Source organism: Enterobacter sp. 04-C-12-SI-ECC, assembly GCF_047530715.1.
Lineage (GTDB): Bacteria > Pseudomonadota > Gammaproteobacteria > Enterobacterales > Enterobacteriaceae > Enterobacter > Enterobacter bugandensis.
In genome coordinates, this window is record NZ_JBLKDI010000012.1 from 39,248 (window position 1) to 56,634 (window position 17,387).

The following is a 17,387-nucleotide window of genomic DNA, read 5'->3' on the forward strand; positions in this document are numbered from 1 at the left end:
TTAAAAGCGTAAAGTCGCGTCAAGCGTGACGGAGAGGTTGCTCTCGCGTTTGCCGTCGTAAGGGCGTTTATCCCAGTTCAGCATCACGCCGGTATCAATGACGTTATTCCACTGGACGCGTTGCCCGTAGCCCAGCAGGGCGATGGCGCCAACGGACTGGTTTTTCTGCCAGTAGCTGCCGCCTCCCGCTACCAACTGCTGGCTCCAGAGGGTGTCGTAATGGCGGTACATCTCATGGTCCACGGACAGGGCGGCCGTCACGGACAGATCCCGCGCCGGGTTGTAATAGAGCGTGTCCCGCAGGCTGTTTTTACTGGCGGCGATCCCCGGTTCAAGATCCAGCGTCAGGGTCGGGGTCTGCCAGAGACGCTCCTTACCCGTAAGGGTGTATTCCTGTCGGCGATTATGGTCTGAGAAGCGGCTGACGGCGGCGCTGAACTGGTACTCACGGCGCTCGTTTTGATACCAGCGGATCCCGCCTTCACCCCGGTTGGCGCTAATCCCGTTGCGTAATGCCCGTAGCGGCGCGGTGCGGGATAAGCGTTCAAGGCTGCCGCTGACCTGCCAGTTATCATTTAGAAAGTACATGGTTGAGAGGCGAGCACCTGGCTTGTTTTCACCGTGATAGCGGTTGCTGGATACCTCGGCTTCGAGCTGAAGGTCGCGAGGACGCCACTCGACGCCGCCCAGGAGGTGACGGCTGGTGCCTTTGCCTTCATCGAAATTACCTTGCGCATAGCGGGTACCCGCAAACAGCCGCCAGCTATCCGCTACCGGTGGACCATAGAGCGTGGCATCCCCGTTCAGGTCGTGCGTCCCGCTGATGGGGTTATCGGAGTGCAAGCCCTTGCTCGCGTTAAGGCGCAGCTCGGACATGTGATGCACCGTTCTGAGCCTGTCCAGACGCCTGGCGCTGCGAGCAACGGGCGCGCGGGCAAGCACGTCGTCGACCAGTAAATCCATCTGGTGCCACTCCTGCAGATCCATGGCGACGTAAGCCTGCTGCTGTTCCAGCTCCAGATTAGATGGCTCCAGCGCCTCCGCCCTTTTTAACGTTTGCTCGGCCGCGCGCGGCTGGCCCCGCGCCTGAAGCAGGGTGGCATAGTCAATCTGCAGCCCCTGATTGCCCGGCGCCGTTGTGGCCAGACGGTGCGCCAGCTTATCCGCATCCGGCAGGGCGTTGGTTGAGAGCAAATAGTTAAATTTGAGCGACTGCCCGGTAAGCCACCGATCGTTGGGCTGCGGAGTGGGCGAGCCGAAATCGTAGCGGATCCACGGAACGCTGCGGGTCTGGCGCTCTACGTACTGGCGAGCGGCCTGATACTGCCCCGTGTCCAGCCAGGCGTAGAAAAGCGCATGCTCCTCGTCCTGCGGATCGGCGGCGTATTGCGGATAGCGTTGCAGCAGCGAGAAGGCGGCAGTGGCGTTTTTCTCCTGCAGATACGCGGAGATCGCCCAGCCGATGGCCCAGCCCGGCACCGAATGCTGCGCCTCCGTCAGCGCCTGATATTCACGGATGACCTGCGGGTAATCGCCATGCGCGTACAGCGCACCCAGCCTGTCGATACGGGCGAGGATGATGTCTTCCGCTGCCTGCGGTTCGTGTTGCCAGCGTGAGAGCAGGGCGTCGTAACGATTCAGTGCCGTTTGCGCCAGCTGCAGGCGCTCCTTTTCCGTTCTGCCAGGCACGTCGGCAAGGCGAACCCATTCTGCGGCGGCATTAAGCTCCAGACGGCGGCGCTGCGCGGGGGTCAGCGTTACCCTTTGTGACAGCATCAGCGCGGGAGTACTCACCCGGTTATCCGTTAGCGCGTCAATCAACTCGCTAAGGAGCGCGTTATTCTCCGGCGCGAGGGTCAGCGCGCGCGTGTCCGCTAAAAGCCGATCCCAGCTTTTTCCCTGGCGTAACCAGACGTACGAGAGCGTCTGAAGATGCGCCGGAGAGGGATCCTCCATCACCAGCTGGCGGGCTTCCTGAAGAGCGAGCGTATCCATGCGGGCATCGGCCAGGGTTTTGATATAGCCGATACGATAATCGTCATTATGTGGCGCAAGGCTAAGCGCCTCTTTCCACAGCGATAAGGCAGGCTGCCACGCTTTTTGATCTCTTCTGGCCTGCGCGACAGCCGCAACGCCGCGAGCGGGCAGCGGCATATAAATGCCATAGCGCTGCCAGAGCTGAATCACCTCGTCATTACGACCTGCCCACGCAGCCACCTGTAACCAGTCCGCCACTTGCTCGGGCGTCAGAGCATGCTGTTGCTGATACCGCTGAAGATAATTGAGAAACGGCGTGTAATTACCGTTACGTGCCTGTTGAATCTGTTGCTCATAAACGGATTCCGTTGCCTGAACGAGAACAGGAAACAGAAATAGCAGAAACAATAATCCTGGAGCGCGATAAAAGAATAACGTATTGAAGCGAAGCGATCTTTCCATATCTATTTGCCATTTGTTTATCATGAATCCATTGCATAACACGGCCGCCTTTTAACTCTGCGTTAAAGGCCATAAATGAGAACATTAAATCTGAATGCAGTAACGTTATGGGGTACTTACTTTAAGGTAATTATGGAACCTCCTCTTTGGGAACTGGGTGGAAGGTAATGTACACCTGATATGTTGCCGGATAAATATGGGGAAAAGCAGAGGGGTAGTTTTGGGATAATTCTGGAATGAGATGTCTTTTGTGATTATTTTGAATTGAATGTGTATTTGTAACTCTTTGATATTGATGTGTTTTGTTTATGTCTTTTTGAGTTTGTTTATATTCCCGGCGAGGTTTTATTGTAGCAATTAAAGTACTTTCTGGTGCATGTTTGGGAAGTTTCATGACAAAAAGTCTTAATGTTCAGCGAAGTGACTTTTCTGCGATTGTTTTTTATTTATAATTAACGCCAGCCATTGAATGAAAGTCTACAGGAAGTCTTACTCATCAATGTCTGTATTGAGGGATGTTCAACGCCAGAATACATATTGTCGTTAATATTACAGCGCTATAAAACGAAGGCGGCCTTCTTTCTGAAGGTGCGTTCTTGCTTTAATCTAAAAGGGATGGTTAGTGGCAACTTCAATAGTGTTAGTGACCCAGGATCGCTATCTTGTCAGGGGGATGAGGCTATTTTTCCCGGATATTATCCTGCTCGACTCGATTGACAGAAACATATTTGATAACGGTGCAGATGAATATTCTGTGTTGATTGATAGCCGTTCTCCGCTCCGTTTATATGATTACCTGATACGCCATCCGGCCAGAACAAAAAAAACGATCTGCTGCGTTATGCTGGATATGCGACATCGCGAGGAGAATCTACTCAGTATGAAGTTGTTTATGAACACGTCGCTTACGGCGCCGGATATGGCATCGTTATTTAACCTGGTGCTCAATATGAAGGGCAGGCGTCTGACCACTAAATGGCTGCTTAACTTACGGCTTGGCACGCACGAAGCGATCATGCTGCGGTTGTTGAGGGCAGGGATGTCGATGGAAGCGATTGCCGATGAACTGAACACGTCAGTGAAGAGCCTCTATCGCAAACGGACGGCGCTGTCGGAACGCCTGGGGGCGGAGAACTTCAACGAGGCGTGTTTGTTTATCTTTAAAAACAAACTGCTGGATGCGGTTGGGAACGATCCCTGAATTCCTGAGAGCTTAAAAGCAAAAACCCGCCACAAGGGCGGGTTCTTTTACTGGAAATAATTCAGAACGACCAGCGCAGATTAGCGTTAACCGAGTTGACGCGGGTATCCGCACCATATTGCCCCTGATAACCCACATCCAGCGTCGCAGCACGCGACAGCTGTACGCTCACGCCGATATCACCCACCATCACGTCCTCATCCACGGCCTGCCCCTGAGTAATGAACGCGTCGCTGCCCGCAAACGCCATACGCGAAGAGGTATTCTTATCGCCATAGGCGTGCTGCCAGCCCAACGAACCGTAGAGGTTCACGTTCTTTGGCAGCTCGGTCACACCGCGCACCCCGAGGGTGGAGTAGAAGGTGTTCATCGTTTCGTTACTTACGCTCAGCGCGGCGGTACCGCCGTCTTCCCTGAAGCTGTCGGTATGCAGTCGAATGTACGATAAATTGACGAACGGCTCGATATTCATATCAGGCTGGCCGAAGCGGTAACCCGCTTCGGTGAACGCCAGCAGCGAGTTGGCGTCGTAATCCGACTTCAGCCGATCCGAGAAGCCGCTGAAATCAACGCTGCGCTCGCCTTCGATCTTGTGCCAGGTGTAACCCAGCGCGCCGCGAAGGGAGAACGCATCCTGTTGACCCGCCGCATACAGGCCAAGGTGGTAGTTATCGGTATCCGTTGAGGAACGACGGCTATCGACGTCGTAATCACCGCGGCTGTAGCCGAAGTAGCCACCGACACGCACGTTATGATCCGCCAGCTTGCGATCTGCTCCCAGCAGGAAGCCGGTGGTGTTGCCGTCCAGCTTGCCCACGTTACCGTCGCCGTCGTTTCGGCTCCAGGAGCTGAAGGTCTGGCCCCAGACGCCATTGTTTTGCGGCTCCGGCTGCTGCACCAGCGACATCGCTAATGGTGGTATCGGCAGGCTGTCGTTATCAAACGCACGCTGCATACGCTGGTTTAAGACGTTAAACACCTGCGTGCTGCCGGCGATCAGGTTGGACTGCATTGACGGATAAACTTCACCGGACAGCTGGTTGAACGCCTCGCGCGCTTCCGGCGCGCTGAGTACCAGCAGCGAGTTATACAGCGCCAGCGACGGGCCGCTTTGCGTCAGGGTGGAGAGCGCACCGGCGGTATTCCACTGGTTGCTGCTTTTGGCGACGGTCTGGAAAATCCCCGGCTTGCCGCTGCCCGGATTCTCACTGCCAGGGTTTTCTCCGCCCGGGTTTTCTCCGCCCGGGTTCTCACCGCCCGGGTTCTCACCGCCTGGGTTTCCTCCTCCTGGATTTTCACCTCCCGGGTTTTCGCCTCCAGGATTCTCGCCGCCGGTCTCTTTCTGCGCGATGGTCAGATCGACGGCGTTGGTGCTCTGGTTGAGCGCCACGTCCAGGAAGGCGGATTTAGACACCGCCCCCGCGAACTGACCGTCAATTCCCCCGTCGGAGGTTAAAATGCGGTAGCTTTGGCCCGTTTTGTAGCTGGTTTGCGGATCCAGCGCAGTGACCTGTACCTGAGCCCGGTCGCTGATGGTCGTTTTGCCTGCGACCAGCAGCTGGTCGCTGCGGCCATCACCGGCGATATCGACATCATAGAAAGATTCGCCCACAAAATTCAGATAACGTTTCAGCGTCAGCGTGCCGATATCACCATCCCCTGGCGAGATATGCCCGCCGGAAAGGATCTCGGTCTGGCCCAGCGTGCCGTTCCCTCCCAGCGTTCCGCCGGCCTTGATTGACGCGGCGCTGCTGTAGCCCAGCCCGTCGCTAACGTCGGATCCCGCCGTCGCGTTGAGGATCAGCGTCCCGCCGTTCTCGGCGCTAAGAGTCTGAATATCAAAAATATCGTCTTCTGGTTGGGTGTTGATGTTGCTGGCGATAATGACTTTGCCACCGCGCGCGGTCACGTTCGCCTGAAGGGATGAAAGATCGCCATTCAGCGTTGTCTGCCCGGAAGTATTGATCACCTCACCTTCGCCACTCATCTTGTTGCTGAAGACGTAATTTTCATCGGTATGGTTGAAGTAGACATAGCTGCCGAACAGCCCGCCGCGCAGGCTGATTGCCGTATTCGCATCGAGAGTACCCGCGCCGCCCGCTGTGCCAAGCGTTGGCTCAGTTAAACCCGTGCCGGTGTCCATATTGCCGCGGCTGCCGATAATGAGCGCACCCCGGTTCGAGCCGGAACCCGAGGTCCCCACGATCAGCGTATTGCTGCCAGCGGAAAATGAACCGCCGTCAATCACCGACAGCACGCCATTGCCATAATCGCCCACGCTCACGCTGCTGCCGCTGGTAAAGCGCGAGTCTTTGCCCGCAATAACCAGCTCGGCGGTTTTACCTGCCCCGGAGACGCCCGCCACCTGCACGCCGCCAACGTTAACCGCACCACCGTTCAGCACGTCCAGGTCGCCATAAAGCGTCAACGTACGGCCAACGTTCCACTGTGAGCCGCTCCCCGTGACGGTGGCTTTCGGGCTTAGCGTGTCGGTTTCACCCGGCCCGGTACCGTTGCCGATGCGCCCATCGTAGGCGGTGCTGAGCGCCGCGCCGTCTTCAATCGCCAGCGTGGAGCGTGCCCCCAGATCGGTACCTACGCTGAGAAAATTACTGGTCACGCGAGAGCCGGCGCCAGTGGCGATAAGGTGACTGTCGTAGCCGCGGGTGGTGCCGACAACAATTTCTTTTGCGCTGGCCAGCGCGCCTTCTTCGACTCGCAGGGTGCCGAGGCCAAGATTCAGATCGCCGCGCAGAACGTACTGATCGTTGACTGCGTTAAGCTCAGCGTTTGGCCCACGGACCGTGACCACGCTTTCATAAATTTGGCCGTCGAACAGCCGACCGATGTTGATGTTATAGGCGGTGATTTTGCCATTATCGATCAGCAGGTTTCCGGGTTGATTACGTCCAACGTAAACATCTCCGGTGTAACCCAGCGTTTCGGTTATACGCGCCTCACCATCAAAAATGGCATCGGCTGCACGCGCGAAATCGGCAGGTGAAAGCAGTAACAGTGGCGCGGAAAATAGAGCGAGGTAAAGTCTGGAAAGCGGCGTCTTAACCGCTAAAGCATGCGATGTAGAGTTATTCACGGGCTATCTCCGTACTCATTAGCGTGATGTCTGGAAAATCGTTTTTATGAAAACTCAGATACGTCAGAAAATATAAAAGGCGTTATTTATGTACGCCTTTTCATTTGCCGTTAATTATTTATGCGTGACAACAGGGGTACAGGTTGGTGCGCTGAGCGTCGGGGCGGATCCTAAAATCCCCGGCATCATCATTGATGAGCAATCGAAAATACGCCCTTTTTCCGTCGTAGCGCGATAAGACAGTTTTTGCCCTCCCAGTGCGTCCGGCTGGGCGCCATTAACATTGGTCACGGTTATTTCATCCGATGAGCCCAACCCCAGCATTTTAGCGGTCTCCGCCTGCAGGAGTGGAATAGCCTGATCGGTTTTTAGCGTGGAACAACCGGCGAGCATCAACGTAACGCTTAAAAAGATGAGTGGTTTTTTCATAAATTATCCTTGATATCCAATCAGTTAATTTCACTGATTGTATTTATGTTTTCAATTACCCAAATCAGCGAATAATATATTTCCCTTTCCTAATCGAAAAAACCCTCCTAAAGTAGGGTGGGTAGATAATAATTCATCTGTACACTCAGATATGCGAAGGTAAAAGGAGGATCCTTTGGGGCAGAATTATGCGTTGGTCGTTGATGACCATCCATTGGTAGCAAGCGGCATCGCTAATTTTCTGATTTCACATTGCCAGTTTAAGCAGGCGAGCGTGGTGACGAATGAGGAAGATTGCTACCGTCAAATTAGGGATAATGGCCCGCCGCGTTTGCTGGTCAGCGATTTTTGGCTTTCGTCCGGAACGGCACTGAAATTACTCAAAGAAGTAAAACAACATTACCCACAGGTACGGTTCCTGGTGGTCAGCGGGGATGACAATAATGACATCTGGCAGAAAGTTCACGCCTCCGGGGGACACGGATTTGTATTGAAAAGCGAACCGCCTGAAATGTTCTCACGGGCCGTTTGTGCACTCCTTGATAATCTGACCTGGTTTCCTGAGAGAAACGATTTTCCTGTTGAATCGAATAATGAGAAGTTAAGTAAATTTAACTTAACGCCGCGACAAATAGACGTTTTAAATATGATTATGCGCGGCCTGCCAAATAAACGAATCGCCGCGCAGCTTTCAATTTCTGAGCCCACGGTCAAAGAACACATCAGCAATATATTGAAAAAGATAGGCGTTAACAGCCGGGTCGAAGCCATCACGCTTCTGCATGGCAAGCGGGAATCATCAGAATGAGGTTTTTCCAGAGTTTACAGAAGGATGGTATCTCATCTCCCGCGCAGATCCGTTTGCTAAACAACACTTTTTTGCGGCTGGTGTTCAGCTTTAGCGCGGTGCCATTTGTCGGTATTCCTTTTGCCATCTGGATCTATTTGCTGGGCGATGAACTTGGCCCAACCATTATCTGGATAATTATTTACCTGCTATGTGCCGTGGCAATCCGCATATTGCACCGACGCTACCAGCGCGAAGTGAAAGAGCATGATGAAGAGGACGTCCTGCGCCGCTGGCTTCCGCGCATAAATAAGATCGCTTTTATTCACGGGCTGGGGATTTCATCTCTCTATTTAATTACTCCGCAGACGCAGAACTTTGACTTTTTCCTGCTCCTTAATATCAGTATTGCCGCCATCGTCGCCGCCAATGCGACGCATCTGACGCCGGTCATCAGCACTTTTACGTGCTTTTTCTTCGCCTCCTGGGGAGTATTGAATATCGGCATCATCTGGCGGCTGGACGAGCTGATATTCATTGTGCTGATGCTGAACCTGCTGTACGGCTTCGCCATTTACCGCCATGCATTAACGTCGCACGCGTACTTTATTCAGCAAGCGCTGCTTGAGGAAAAAAGCTCACGCCTGGCAGAACAGTTTCGTCAGGCCAAAGAGGAAGCGGAGCAGGCGCTGCTGGATAAAAATCAGTTCCTGACGACAGCCAGCCACGACCTGCGTCAGCCGGTACACGCCATGGGCTTTCTGATCGAAGCGATTATCCACCGAAATCGGGACGACAGCCTGACGCCCCAGCTGCTTGACCTGCAGCAGAGCGTTCGCTCGGTGCATTTGATGTTCAATTCTCTGCTCGACCTCAGCAAGATTGAATCCGGAAAAGTGCTCACTGCCCCTACCAAAGTGGACATCGGCGCTCTGCTCGACTCGGTGATCACGCTGTTTCGCGAAGAGGCCAACAGCCGTGCACTTAGGCTGTCCACCCGTCGACCCAAACGCCGCATCCACGTGATGGGCGACCCGCTGCTGGTGCGACAATCGCTGATTAACCTGATTCAAAATGCCCTTCGCTACACGCAGCAGGGCGGCGTGCTGGTTGCCATCCGACCGCGCGGTGACGAGTGCCTGGTGGAAGTGTGGGACACGGGTGTCGGTATCGCTGATGACGAGAAAGGTAAAATCTTCTCCCCTTATTACCGCCCCGAACTGGCCTGGAAGATCGACAGCGCCGGACACGGGCTGGGCCTCGCCGTGGTTGCCCGCTGTGCCAGGCTGATGAAGGTGAAGTACGGGATGCAATCCATAGAAGGTAAAGGCTCACGCTTCTGGATGCGCTTCACTCAATATGCTGGCGAAGAGATCGCGACGGACACCCCGCCCGCCGATAACAACGCCTCTGCGCCGGTACGCTATGCGCCGCTTCGCGGTTCTTGCCTGGTCGTCGATGACGACCCGCTGGTGACGTCAGCCTGGGAGAGCCTGATGAGCGTTTGGGGAATCAACGTGCGCTGCGCGGCCTCCGCTGAAGAAGCGTTCGCCATCATCGACGACGGATTCACCCCGTTCGCCGTGCTGTGCGACCAGCGCCTGCGATCCGGCGAAAGCGGCTTCGACATCCTGAAAGCGCTTTTTGAACGTCTGCCGGACATGAGCGGCGCGATGGTCAGCGGCGAATTTAATTCGCCTGTTCTGCTGGAGGCGGAGCAGGAAGGGTATCTGGTGCTGCGCAAGCCTCTGGAGCCGGCTAAACTGCATGCGCTGCTGACGCAGTGGTCAGGGTGTCGTGGATAGGGGAATAGATAATAGCAGCATTGCGCTTCACTGTAGGGCCAGATAGTTCGCGGTGTCCTGCTGTGATGCCAATGTGTCGGTATGGTTGAGCCGCTGAGGGAGGATTTCGCGGGCCTGATTAATGATTTCATCGTGCATGATTCAGCCTCCTGTGGTGATCTGCATGTTGCTTCTACAGGGCAGGGCGGGAGATGTTGGAAACGGCCCCGAAGGAGTCATTAGAGTTGCTACCAGCGAAGTTCCGCAGTGGGCAATAATGTCAGTTTTCGAGCGTATACTCTAAGATATCTTCAACTCGTTGATATATATAAATTTGACGAATATCGTCAGGTAGCGATTTATCCGCCAAATTAAGTTAAACTTCGTCAAAGGTTTCAGTGAGTTATGGGACGGATAACAGAATGACCAGCGAAGAGGCACTTTTAAAATCAGGTTTTAGCAAACGAGATCTTCAAAAGCTAAAAAACAATATTGAAAATTACGGTGGTTCGTTTGATAGCGTAACTCATGATCTGGCCAATCGTTTTAAGGCTATGAAGTGGATAACTATTATTGCCTTCATCATACTGGCTTTAACTCTTTTACTTGCATCCAAGGATACAAGCTTGACACTTGCACTCACGTTATTGATTGTACTACCTTTCATCTGGTATATAACGCCAGCAAAACTTGGCTACAAATCCTGGCGTTATCGTAAAATGCTGACTAATTCTGGGACGGGTCGCTGACGGACAACAGATCAAAAATAATCTTAGCTTTCACGCCATAACCCGCTATTTTCATTGTAAGCTGCGGGCGGCTCAGTGTGCTCACCTTGCGGTAATAGTCAGCAGGGAGATAACGAAACAGTCGCCAGGTACCAGGTCGCAGTAACAAGCCAAAAATGGTGTACGCATTAGCGGCCAGTGAAATTGATTTGTAGACACCTAACCCATTCTCACGACTAAAGCCCATAAACTCAGCTGTAGACATCGCGGCATTCGCGACCAGCCCTTCACTGGTAGTGTTGTTAGTTGCGTAGCGAGCCACTTCTTTACTGATGCTGTTTGCCCCGTCAGTAACCAGAATCGCACCAGCAAGAACCCCGAGAGGGGTCATAGTGCCTATGAGGGTAAATCCTGCGGCTATTTCAGCACCGGCCAGGACAACACTAACAGCCGAGATCACATACCCAACAATTTTGTTATTCTCTCGAATAAACTCGACTTTAGCGTAAAGCTTCGCTGCCTTCGTTCTTAATAAACGCGCTTGTTCCAGCAGGTTACTGTTTTCTTCTCTGAGAATCTTAACGCATTCCATGCATTCTTCATCTGATTTAGCCCGACGAGCTAACGTAAACTGATGTTCTATGAGGTCCCGAATTTCCTGAACAAACTTCATTCGAGTCAAACTATCGCTGAGATGAAAAGCCGACAGAGTGTTGGCTGTATTTACCAGTTTCCTGGCTTCCATATTCACCATCGTTTCCGCCCAGGCTTTATTTCTTCCACATGAGCGCATCATGTTAAGTAATGCTGCATCCATTGTAGTTCCTCTCAATTGCTTTACCGGCCTCTGCTTAGGCTGATAAACGCCCCCCTGACAGCCATGCGTGCCAACGCACACACAATATAGTAGCAATGTGGTTACGGTGTCTGAAGTAGAAGTCGCTTTTTACAGCTTCGTTCCTCGGCCTACTTTACTGCGGTTAGCCCGGGCCTGTTCCAGCAGTGTACGGAACGCCGACAGGTCACTTTTCAGGATGTCCCGGATGGATTTACCACCAATCAATCTAATAAAACAGTTAGCCGATGGGGTGTAATCACGGATACGTGATGCCGCTCTGTCGGGCTCTGTCCAATTGATATGTGCATTTGTAATGCTCAAATAGATCGGTGAAGGTCAGGTTTTTCTGCTTCTGTGTGGAGGTAAAGGCGGTAAACACGCCAGTTGTACCACCGGGAAGCGGGGTCGGAGGAGAGATAAGGAGGGTAACTACTGGTAAACCTACAAGTTGCTGACTCAGAAAGCAAAAACCCCCGCCGAAGCGAGGGTTATAAATAAGTGGTGCCCGGACTCGGAATCGAACCAAGGACACGGGGATTTTCAATCCCCTGCTCTACCGACTGAGCTATCCGGGCAACGGGGCGCATTAAACCCGATCTGCCCGTTGCCGTCAACGAAAAATGTTGTTTTCGTTACAGACTGCGCAATCTCTCGCCATTTCGCCGCAATCTTAAGCGAAAAAGTGCGTCCAGAGCGCAGAGAGCGGCATGGCGAGCAGTAATGCGGGCAGCATATTCACCACGGCAAACATTTTGATCCCGCAAATACGTAGGCCCGTCGCCAGCAGCAGCAGGCCGCCGACGGCGGTGAAGTCCGCCATCATCGCTGGCGTGGTCAGCGGGAGAATCAAGGTGGCGCAGGTGGCAAGCGCCAGCTGGATTAGCAGCATCGGGACGCAAATCGCCGCAACGGCAATGCCAAGCGTGGTGGCGAAAATGGTGGCGGTGAAGAAATCGAGAAACGCTTTTGCAATCAATATGCTTGGGTCGCCCGTCATCCCTTCCTGCATCGAGCCGAAAATCCCGGTGCCGCTTGCGCAAAACAGAATAATGATGGCGACGTAGTTCTGAATAAACGACTCGTGCGTGCCGTGTTTCGCCTTGCCCGGTCGGGCAATCAGGTTTTTGGCTTTGCCCACCGCGCTATTGATGCCTTTTTCCAGATAGCAAAATTCGCCAATCAGTGCGCCGAGCAGTGTAGCCAGCACCATGACGGGCAGGTTGGCGCATTTGATCACTAAAAGGATGCCGATGCCTAAGGATGCCAGGCCGAATATAGAGGGCATGGATGAACGGATACGCTCCGGCAGCCGCTGACTCAACACTGCGCCCAGTACGCCGCCCAGCAATACGGCTCCGGCGTTAATAAATGGCCCGATAACCACAGTTAACTCCTGTTATTTACTCATTGATATTGCATTATTATGGCACGTCAGGGCTGCGCGAGCCTTAGCTTTGGGTGGTTTCGTGCATACTGATTCCTTCTTGCGCGTGAAAATAAAAAGTGACATGATTGCGCGAATTTTCTCCTCCCTGTCTCACCGCTCGGTGAGGGTATTTGCGCTTATGAAAACCATGAAAATTGCCGTCAGCCATGAGCTGGTATCCAAAGTTTCTACGCACCGTGAAAAGGTGACGCTGGATAACACCGATTTCACCGATGTGGCGGCAGTCGTCATTAGCGTTGTTGAAAGCTACAGCGGCATTCTCGCGTTGCTGAAGCGTACGGGCTTTCAGCTACCGGTGTTTATGTTCTCGCAAGAGCCTGGAGAGGTGCCTGATGGCGTCACGGCGATTATCTCGGGTAAAGCTCAGGAGTTCCTGGAACTGGAGAGCGCCGCCTGCCGTTACGAAGAGGAATTGCTGCCGCCTTTTTTCGATACCCTGAGCCAGTATGTAGAGATGGGCAACAGCACCTTCGCCTGTCCGGGCCACCAGCACGGGGCTTTTTTCAAAAAACACCCGGCAGGGCGACAGTTCTATGATTTCTTCGGTGAGAACGTGTTCCGCGCCGACATGTGCAACGCCGACGTTAAGCTGGGCGATCTGCTGATCCATGAAGGCTCCGCCAAGCACGCGCAAAAGTTCGCGGCGAAAGTATTCAACGCGGACAAAACCTACTTTGTGCTGAACGGCACGTCGGCGGCCAACAAGGTGGTGACCAACGCGCTGCTGACCCGCGGCGACCTGGTGCTGTTCGACCGCAACAACCATAAATCTAATCACCACGGCGCACTGATCCAGGCGGGCGCCACGCCGGTGTATCTTGAGGCGGCGCGCAATCCGTTTGGCTTTATCGGCGGGATTGACGAGCACTGCTTTGATGACGCGTATCTGCGGGATCTGATCCGCGAGGCGGCGCCGGAAAAGGCCGACGAGGTCCGCCCGTTCCGCCTGGCGATCATTCAGCTTGGCACCTACGACGGGACGATCTACAACGCCCGCCAGGTGATCGACAAGATCGGCCATCTGTGTGACTACATCCTTTTTGACTCCGCGTGGGTGGGCTACGAGCAGTTTATTCCGATGATGGCGGAAACGTCTCCGCTCTTGCTGGAGCTTAACGAGAACGATCCGGGTATTTTCGTGACCCAGTCGGTGCACAAGCAGCAGGCCGGGTTCTCGCAAACGTCGCAGATCCATAAAAAGGATAACCACATCCGCGGTCAGGCGCGCTTCTGTCCGCACAAGCGGCTGAACAACGCGTTTATGCTGCACGCCTCCACCAGCCCGTTTTATCCGCTGTTTGCGGCACTGGACGTGAACGCCAAAATTCACGAGGGCGAGAGCGGGCGCAGGCTGTGGGCGGAGTGCGTCGAGCTGGGCATTGAGGCGCGCAAGGCCATCATCGCCAACTGCCATATGATCAAACCGTTTATCCCGCCGGTGGTGGCGGGGCGGCCATGGCAGGATCACCCCACGCAGGTCATTGCGAGCGAGCGTCGCTTCTTTAGCTTTGAGCCGGGGGCCAAATGGCACGGATTTGAGGGCTATGCGAGCGAGCAGTATTTCGTCGACCCGTGCAAGCTGCTGCTGACCACGCCGGGCATTGATGCAGAAACAGGTCACTACACAGATTTCGGCATTCCGGCGACCATTCTCGCCCACTACCTGCGCGAAAACGGCATCGTGCCGGAGAAGTGCGACCTCAACTCGATCCTGTTCCTGCTGACGCCTGCCGAAAGCAGCGAGAAGCTGGCGCAGCTGGTGGCGATGCTGGGGCAGTTTGAGCAGCATATTGAAGACGACACGCCCCTCGCCGACGTGCTGCCGACCATCTACCAAAAATACCCGGTGCGTTACCGCGACTACACGATCCGTCAACTGTGCCAGGAGATGCACGATCTCTACGTCAGCTTTAACGTGAAGGATCTACAGAAGGCGATGTTCCGCCGGGAGAGCCTGCCCGCCGTAGTGATGAACCCGCAGGATGCAAACCAGGAGTACATTCGCGGGAACGTGGAGCTGGTGCGTATTCGTGACGCTGAAGGGCGCATTGCCGCCGAAGGTGCGCTGCCGTACCCGCCAGGCGTGCTGTGCGTGGTGCCGGGAGAAGTCTGGGGCGGGGCGGTACAGCGTTACTTCCTGGCGCTGGAAGAGGGCATTAATATGCTGCCGGGCTTCTCGCCGGAGTTGCAGGGCGTTTACAGCGAGAAGGATACGGACGGGATTAAGCGACTGTATGGGTACGTATTGAATGTCTGAACGTAGGCCCGGTGGCGCAAGCTTACCGGGCCATAATACTTCGTCAGGCTTCTGCGCGGCGGTACATCCTCCTCGGATGCCCAATCTTCCCGTACAGCATCTCCGTCGTCAGAAAACCCACCTCCACGCAATGTTCCAGATAGCGTCGGGTGGTGGTTTTACTCAGTCCCGTCTCGCTCACCACCTCATCCACCGTAAAGCAGTGCGCCGCCTTGCTGTTAAACAGCGTTTGCACCCGCGCCAGCGTGTTCTCCTCTATTCCCTTGCTGCCGTTGTCCAGACGATAGTTTTTCGCCTGTAACTGATAGAGTGAATCCACGTTCTGCTGGTCGACAATCTTCCAGACCCGCTGCTGTTCGGCAAACTGCACAAACCGCTCCAGCGACTGGCTGAGCCGCTTCCAGGAGACGGGTTTGAGGATGTAGTCGAACGCGCCGTTGCGGATGGCCTGGCTGCAGGTGTCCATATCGCTGGCGGCGGTGATGAAAATCACCGAGCAGTTGGCGCGGGCCAGCATCGGGTTGCTGATAAGGGTGATGCCTTTGCCGTCCGGCAGGTAGTTATCCAGCAGCATCAGCTTCGGCTGTTTGCTCTCCAGCTGTCGCTGCGCGTCGGCCAATGACGCGGCAATCCCCACCAGCCTCAGGCGCGGATGTTTACCGATAAGCTCCGCGTGCAGCTGTGCCAGTTCGTTCTCGTCTTCAACAATCAGTACGTCGATAAGTTCATGTTGCATAGTCGGTATCTTCCAGTTGCCGGACGGTTCCCGAGGCCGGGATAAACAGTGAGAAAATGGTCCCGTGCGGCATGTTATCGGCAACTTCTATTGTGCCGCCAGCCTGCGTGACGTAGCTTTCAATCAGATACAGGCCAATCCCGTGATCGCCCCGCGTTTTGGTGGTGATGCCGCGTTCAAATATCCGGTCACGGATCGCCGGCGTGATGCCAACGCCCTGGTCGGCCACTTCAATAATCAGCTCCTGTTCGCTGAGCTTTATCAGCACCTCCACCGGCGCGTGGGGAAGCGGCGACCGCTGCGTCGCTTCGATGGCGTTATCCAGCAGGTTGCCAATAATCGAAATCAGCTCTTGCTCTCCCAGCGGCAGGAACGGTTTGTCCAGCCGACAGGCCGGGTCGAAGCACAGCTCGACGCCTTTCTCCCGCGCGCGGGCGGCTTTCCCCAGCAGCAGGCCGCACAGGGTCGGTGAGCTGAAGCGCGAAGAGATAAAGTCCAGCAGCTCCTGAGCGTGTTCAGACTGCGCCTGAATGTAGCCAATCGCCTCCTCATAGCGGCCCATGTGCAGCAGGCCGGAGAGGGTGGTCATCCGGTTCAGCTGCTCATGACGCATAATGCGCAGGTTATCGACGTAGCGTTTTACCTGGCTGAGCTGGCTACTGAGAGAGTCGATCTCGTTGCGATCGCGGAAGGTGATCACCCAGCCCTGCAGCGACCCCTCAAGCATGATGTGTACCCGGCTGGCAATCACCGTGAGATCGTTAAAGCGGCAAATCTCGTCATGGGTATCTTTCGCCAGCATCGTCTGCGTGTCGAAGAACGGGACCGGATCGATCACCTGGCTTATCAGCTGCCCGCGCAGTTCCCGGGCCGGCTGGCTCAGGCCCAGCAGCTTGCGCGCCGCCTGGTTGATCACCTCTATGCGCCGTTCGTTATCAATGGCGATCACGCCTTCGTAGATGGACTCCATCATCGCCTTTTGCTGGCGCACCAGCAGGCCGATCTCTCGTGGCTCCAGGGAGAAGATCTGCTTCTTAATACTACGGGTAAAGAACCAGGAGAAGACAAAGAGGGCGATCAGCAGCAGCACGGCGGCAATCAGGATATTGACCACTTTACTGACGGTAATGGTGTCCAGGTAGCTGGTGAGATAGCCAACTGAAACAATGCCGACCACCTGCCCGGCGTCGTTGAAAATGGGCGCTTTACTGCGCAGTGAAATGCCTAGCCCGCCTTTACGTATGGTTGTCGTGCTTTTCCCCTGCAATACGGCTTCATTGTCGCCGCCGACCAGCGTCGTGCCCACCCTGTCGGCAAAGACGGAGTGAAAAAGATGCCGTCCCGTATTATCGCCAATGACAATAAAGCTGGCGTCGCTGTGCGCGGCCATTTTCTGCATGAAATCATGAATGGCGTTGATATCTTTTTGTTCAACTTCAGTACGCAATGACGGAATAAGCGCGATCTCTTCCGCCTGTATTTTGGCGCGTGCACTCATTTCCTGATAAAGCTGTTTTCCGACATCGGCATAATAATATCCGCCCAGCAGCACAAAAAGCACTGAGAAAAAGGCAACCAGCGAAATAAACAGCTTAATCTGGAAAGAGACTTTCATAACTATCACGCAAAGTAGCGGCAAAGATCGTC

General features: G+C 54.5%; 13 protein-coding genes and 1 tRNA gene. 5 read left to right on the forward strand and 9 right to left on the reverse strand.

Annotated features, from left to right (window positions below):
- Positions 1-2,439 (reverse strand): poly-beta-1,6 N-acetyl-D-glucosamine export porin PgaA, encoded by a 2,439-nt coding sequence (gene pgaA / locus ACMWL8_RS15715; protein ID WP_045260785.1) that lies wholly within the window; start codon positions 2,437-2,439, stop codon positions 1-3.
- 130 nt (positions 2,440-2,569) lie between these two features.
- Positions 2,570-2,833, reverse strand: a complete 264-nt coding sequence (locus ACMWL8_RS15720) for a hypothetical protein (RefSeq protein WP_131678074.1) — start codon at positions 2,831-2,833, stop codon at positions 2,570-2,572.
- A 279-nt stretch (positions 2,834-3,112) separates the two neighbouring features.
- Between ACMWL8_RS15720 and ACMWL8_RS15725 the strand changes: the two genes are divergently transcribed.
- Entirely contained in the window at positions 3,113-3,640 is a 528-nt protein-coding gene (locus ACMWL8_RS15725; RefSeq protein WP_045260784.1) for a helix-turn-helix domain-containing protein, read from the forward strand.
- A gap of 61 nt (positions 3,641-3,701) precedes the next feature.
- Here the strand turns inward: ACMWL8_RS15725 and ACMWL8_RS15730 are convergent, their stop codons facing one another.
- Together ACMWL8_RS15730 and ACMWL8_RS15735 are read right to left on the reverse strand one after the other, a co-directional pair.
- Complete coding sequence (locus ACMWL8_RS15730; RefSeq protein WP_045260783.1) at positions 3,702-6,734, reverse strand: autotransporter domain-containing protein; 3,033 nt, start codon at positions 6,732-6,734, stop codon at positions 3,702-3,704.
- A 114-nt stretch (positions 6,735-6,848) separates the two neighbouring features.
- Positions 6,849-7,163: a lipoprotein gene (locus ACMWL8_RS15735; RefSeq protein ID WP_028014394.1), complete on the reverse strand. Its 315-nt coding sequence runs from the start codon at positions 7,161-7,163 to the stop codon at positions 6,849-6,851.
- Positions 7,164-7,338: 175 nt separating this feature from the next.
- Between ACMWL8_RS15735 and ACMWL8_RS15740 the strand changes: the two genes are divergently transcribed.
- From ACMWL8_RS15740 to ACMWL8_RS15750, 3 genes are all read left to right on the forward strand, one after another.
- Positions 7,339-7,971, forward strand: coding sequence for a LuxR C-terminal-related transcriptional regulator (locus tag ACMWL8_RS15740; protein ID WP_414751603.1), 633 nt, complete (start codon positions 7,339-7,341; stop codon positions 7,969-7,971).
- The gene (locus ACMWL8_RS15745) at positions 7,968-9,755 is read left to right on the forward strand and encodes a hybrid sensor histidine kinase/response regulator (RefSeq protein ID WP_041908173.1); all 1,788 of its coding nucleotides are present in this window, start codon (positions 7,968-7,970) and stop codon (positions 9,753-9,755) included. The genes ACMWL8_RS15740 and ACMWL8_RS15745 overlap by 4 nt, the downstream gene beginning before the upstream one ends.
- A gap of 401 nt (positions 9,756-10,156) precedes the next feature.
- A complete protein-coding gene (locus tag ACMWL8_RS15750; RefSeq protein ID WP_023298582.1) occupies positions 10,157-10,483 on the forward strand; it encodes a hypothetical protein in 327 nt (108 codons plus the stop codon).
- Here ACMWL8_RS15750 and ACMWL8_RS15755 read toward each other — a convergent pair.
- The 3 genes from ACMWL8_RS15755 to ACMWL8_RS15765 all read right to left on the reverse strand — a co-directional run bounded on the left by ACMWL8_RS15755 (position 10,461) and on the right by ACMWL8_RS15765 (position 12,684).
- A complete protein-coding gene (locus tag ACMWL8_RS15755) occupies positions 10,461-11,279 on the reverse strand; it encodes a DUF4225 domain-containing protein (protein WP_045260781.1) in 819 nt (272 codons plus the stop codon). The two genes, ACMWL8_RS15750 and ACMWL8_RS15755, sit on opposite strands and share 23 nt — an antisense overlap.
- A 520-nt stretch (positions 11,280-11,799) precedes the next feature.
- A tRNA-Phe gene (locus ACMWL8_RS15760) sits at positions 11,800-11,875 on the reverse strand.
- A gap of 95 nt (positions 11,876-11,970) precedes the next feature.
- Entirely contained in the window at positions 11,971-12,684 is a 714-nt protein-coding gene (locus ACMWL8_RS15765) for a DUF554 domain-containing protein (RefSeq protein ID WP_045260780.1), read from the reverse strand.
- Between the two features lie 181 nt (positions 12,685-12,865).
- Between ACMWL8_RS15765 and ACMWL8_RS15770 the strand changes: the two genes are divergently transcribed.
- Positions 12,866-15,004, forward strand: coding sequence for an ornithine decarboxylase (locus tag ACMWL8_RS15770; RefSeq protein WP_045260798.1), 2,139 nt, complete (start codon positions 12,866-12,868; stop codon positions 15,002-15,004).
- A 43-nt stretch (positions 15,005-15,047) separates the two neighbouring features.
- On the opposite strand, the gene ACMWL8_RS15775 is transcribed toward ACMWL8_RS15770, so the two are convergent.
- Complete coding sequence (locus tag ACMWL8_RS15775; protein WP_045260779.1) at positions 15,048-15,740, reverse strand: response regulator; 693 nt, start codon at positions 15,738-15,740, stop codon at positions 15,048-15,050.
- Positions 15,730-17,355, reverse strand: coding sequence for a sensor histidine kinase (locus tag ACMWL8_RS15780; RefSeq protein ID WP_045260778.1), 1,626 nt, complete (start codon positions 17,353-17,355; stop codon positions 15,730-15,732). Before ACMWL8_RS15780 ends, ACMWL8_RS15775 begins: the two co-directional genes overlap by 11 nt.
- Between the last annotated feature and the right edge of the window lie 32 nt (positions 17,356-17,387).

Bases quoted from the DNA above. Each gene is read 5' to 3' on its own strand.
- pgaA (WP_045260785.1), bottom strand. From the start codon at position 2,439: ATGGAAAGATCGCTTCGCTTCAATACGTTATTCTTTTATCGCGCTCCA.
- ACMWL8_RS15720 (WP_131678074.1), bottom strand. From the start codon at position 2,833: ATGAAACTTCCCAAACATGCACCAGAAAGTACTTTAATTGCTACAATA.
- ACMWL8_RS15725 (WP_045260784.1), top strand. From the start codon at position 3,113: ATGAGGCTATTTTTCCCGGATATTATCCTGCTCGACTCGATTGACAGA.
- ACMWL8_RS15735 (WP_028014394.1), bottom strand. From the start codon at position 7,163: ATGAAAAAACCACTCATCTTTTTAAGCGTTACGTTGATGCTCGCCGGT.
- ACMWL8_RS15745 (WP_041908173.1), top strand. From the start codon at position 7,968: ATGAGGTTTTTCCAGAGTTTACAGAAGGATGGTATCTCATCTCCCGCG.
- ACMWL8_RS15750 (WP_023298582.1), top strand. From the start codon at position 10,157: ATGACCAGCGAAGAGGCACTTTTAAAATCAGGTTTTAGCAAACGAGAT.
- ACMWL8_RS15755 (WP_045260781.1), bottom strand. From the start codon at position 11,279: ATGGATGCAGCATTACTTAACATGATGCGCTCATGTGGAAGAAATAAA.
- ACMWL8_RS15770 (WP_045260798.1), top strand. From the start codon at position 12,866: ATGAAAACCATGAAAATTGCCGTCAGCCATGAGCTGGTATCCAAAGTT.
- ACMWL8_RS15775 (WP_045260779.1), bottom strand. From the start codon at position 15,740: ATGCAACATGAACTTATCGACGTACTGATTGTTGAAGACGAGAACGAA.
- ACMWL8_RS15780 (WP_045260778.1), bottom strand. From the start codon at position 17,355: ATGAAAGTCTCTTTCCAGATTAAGCTGTTTATTTCGCTGGTTGCCTTT.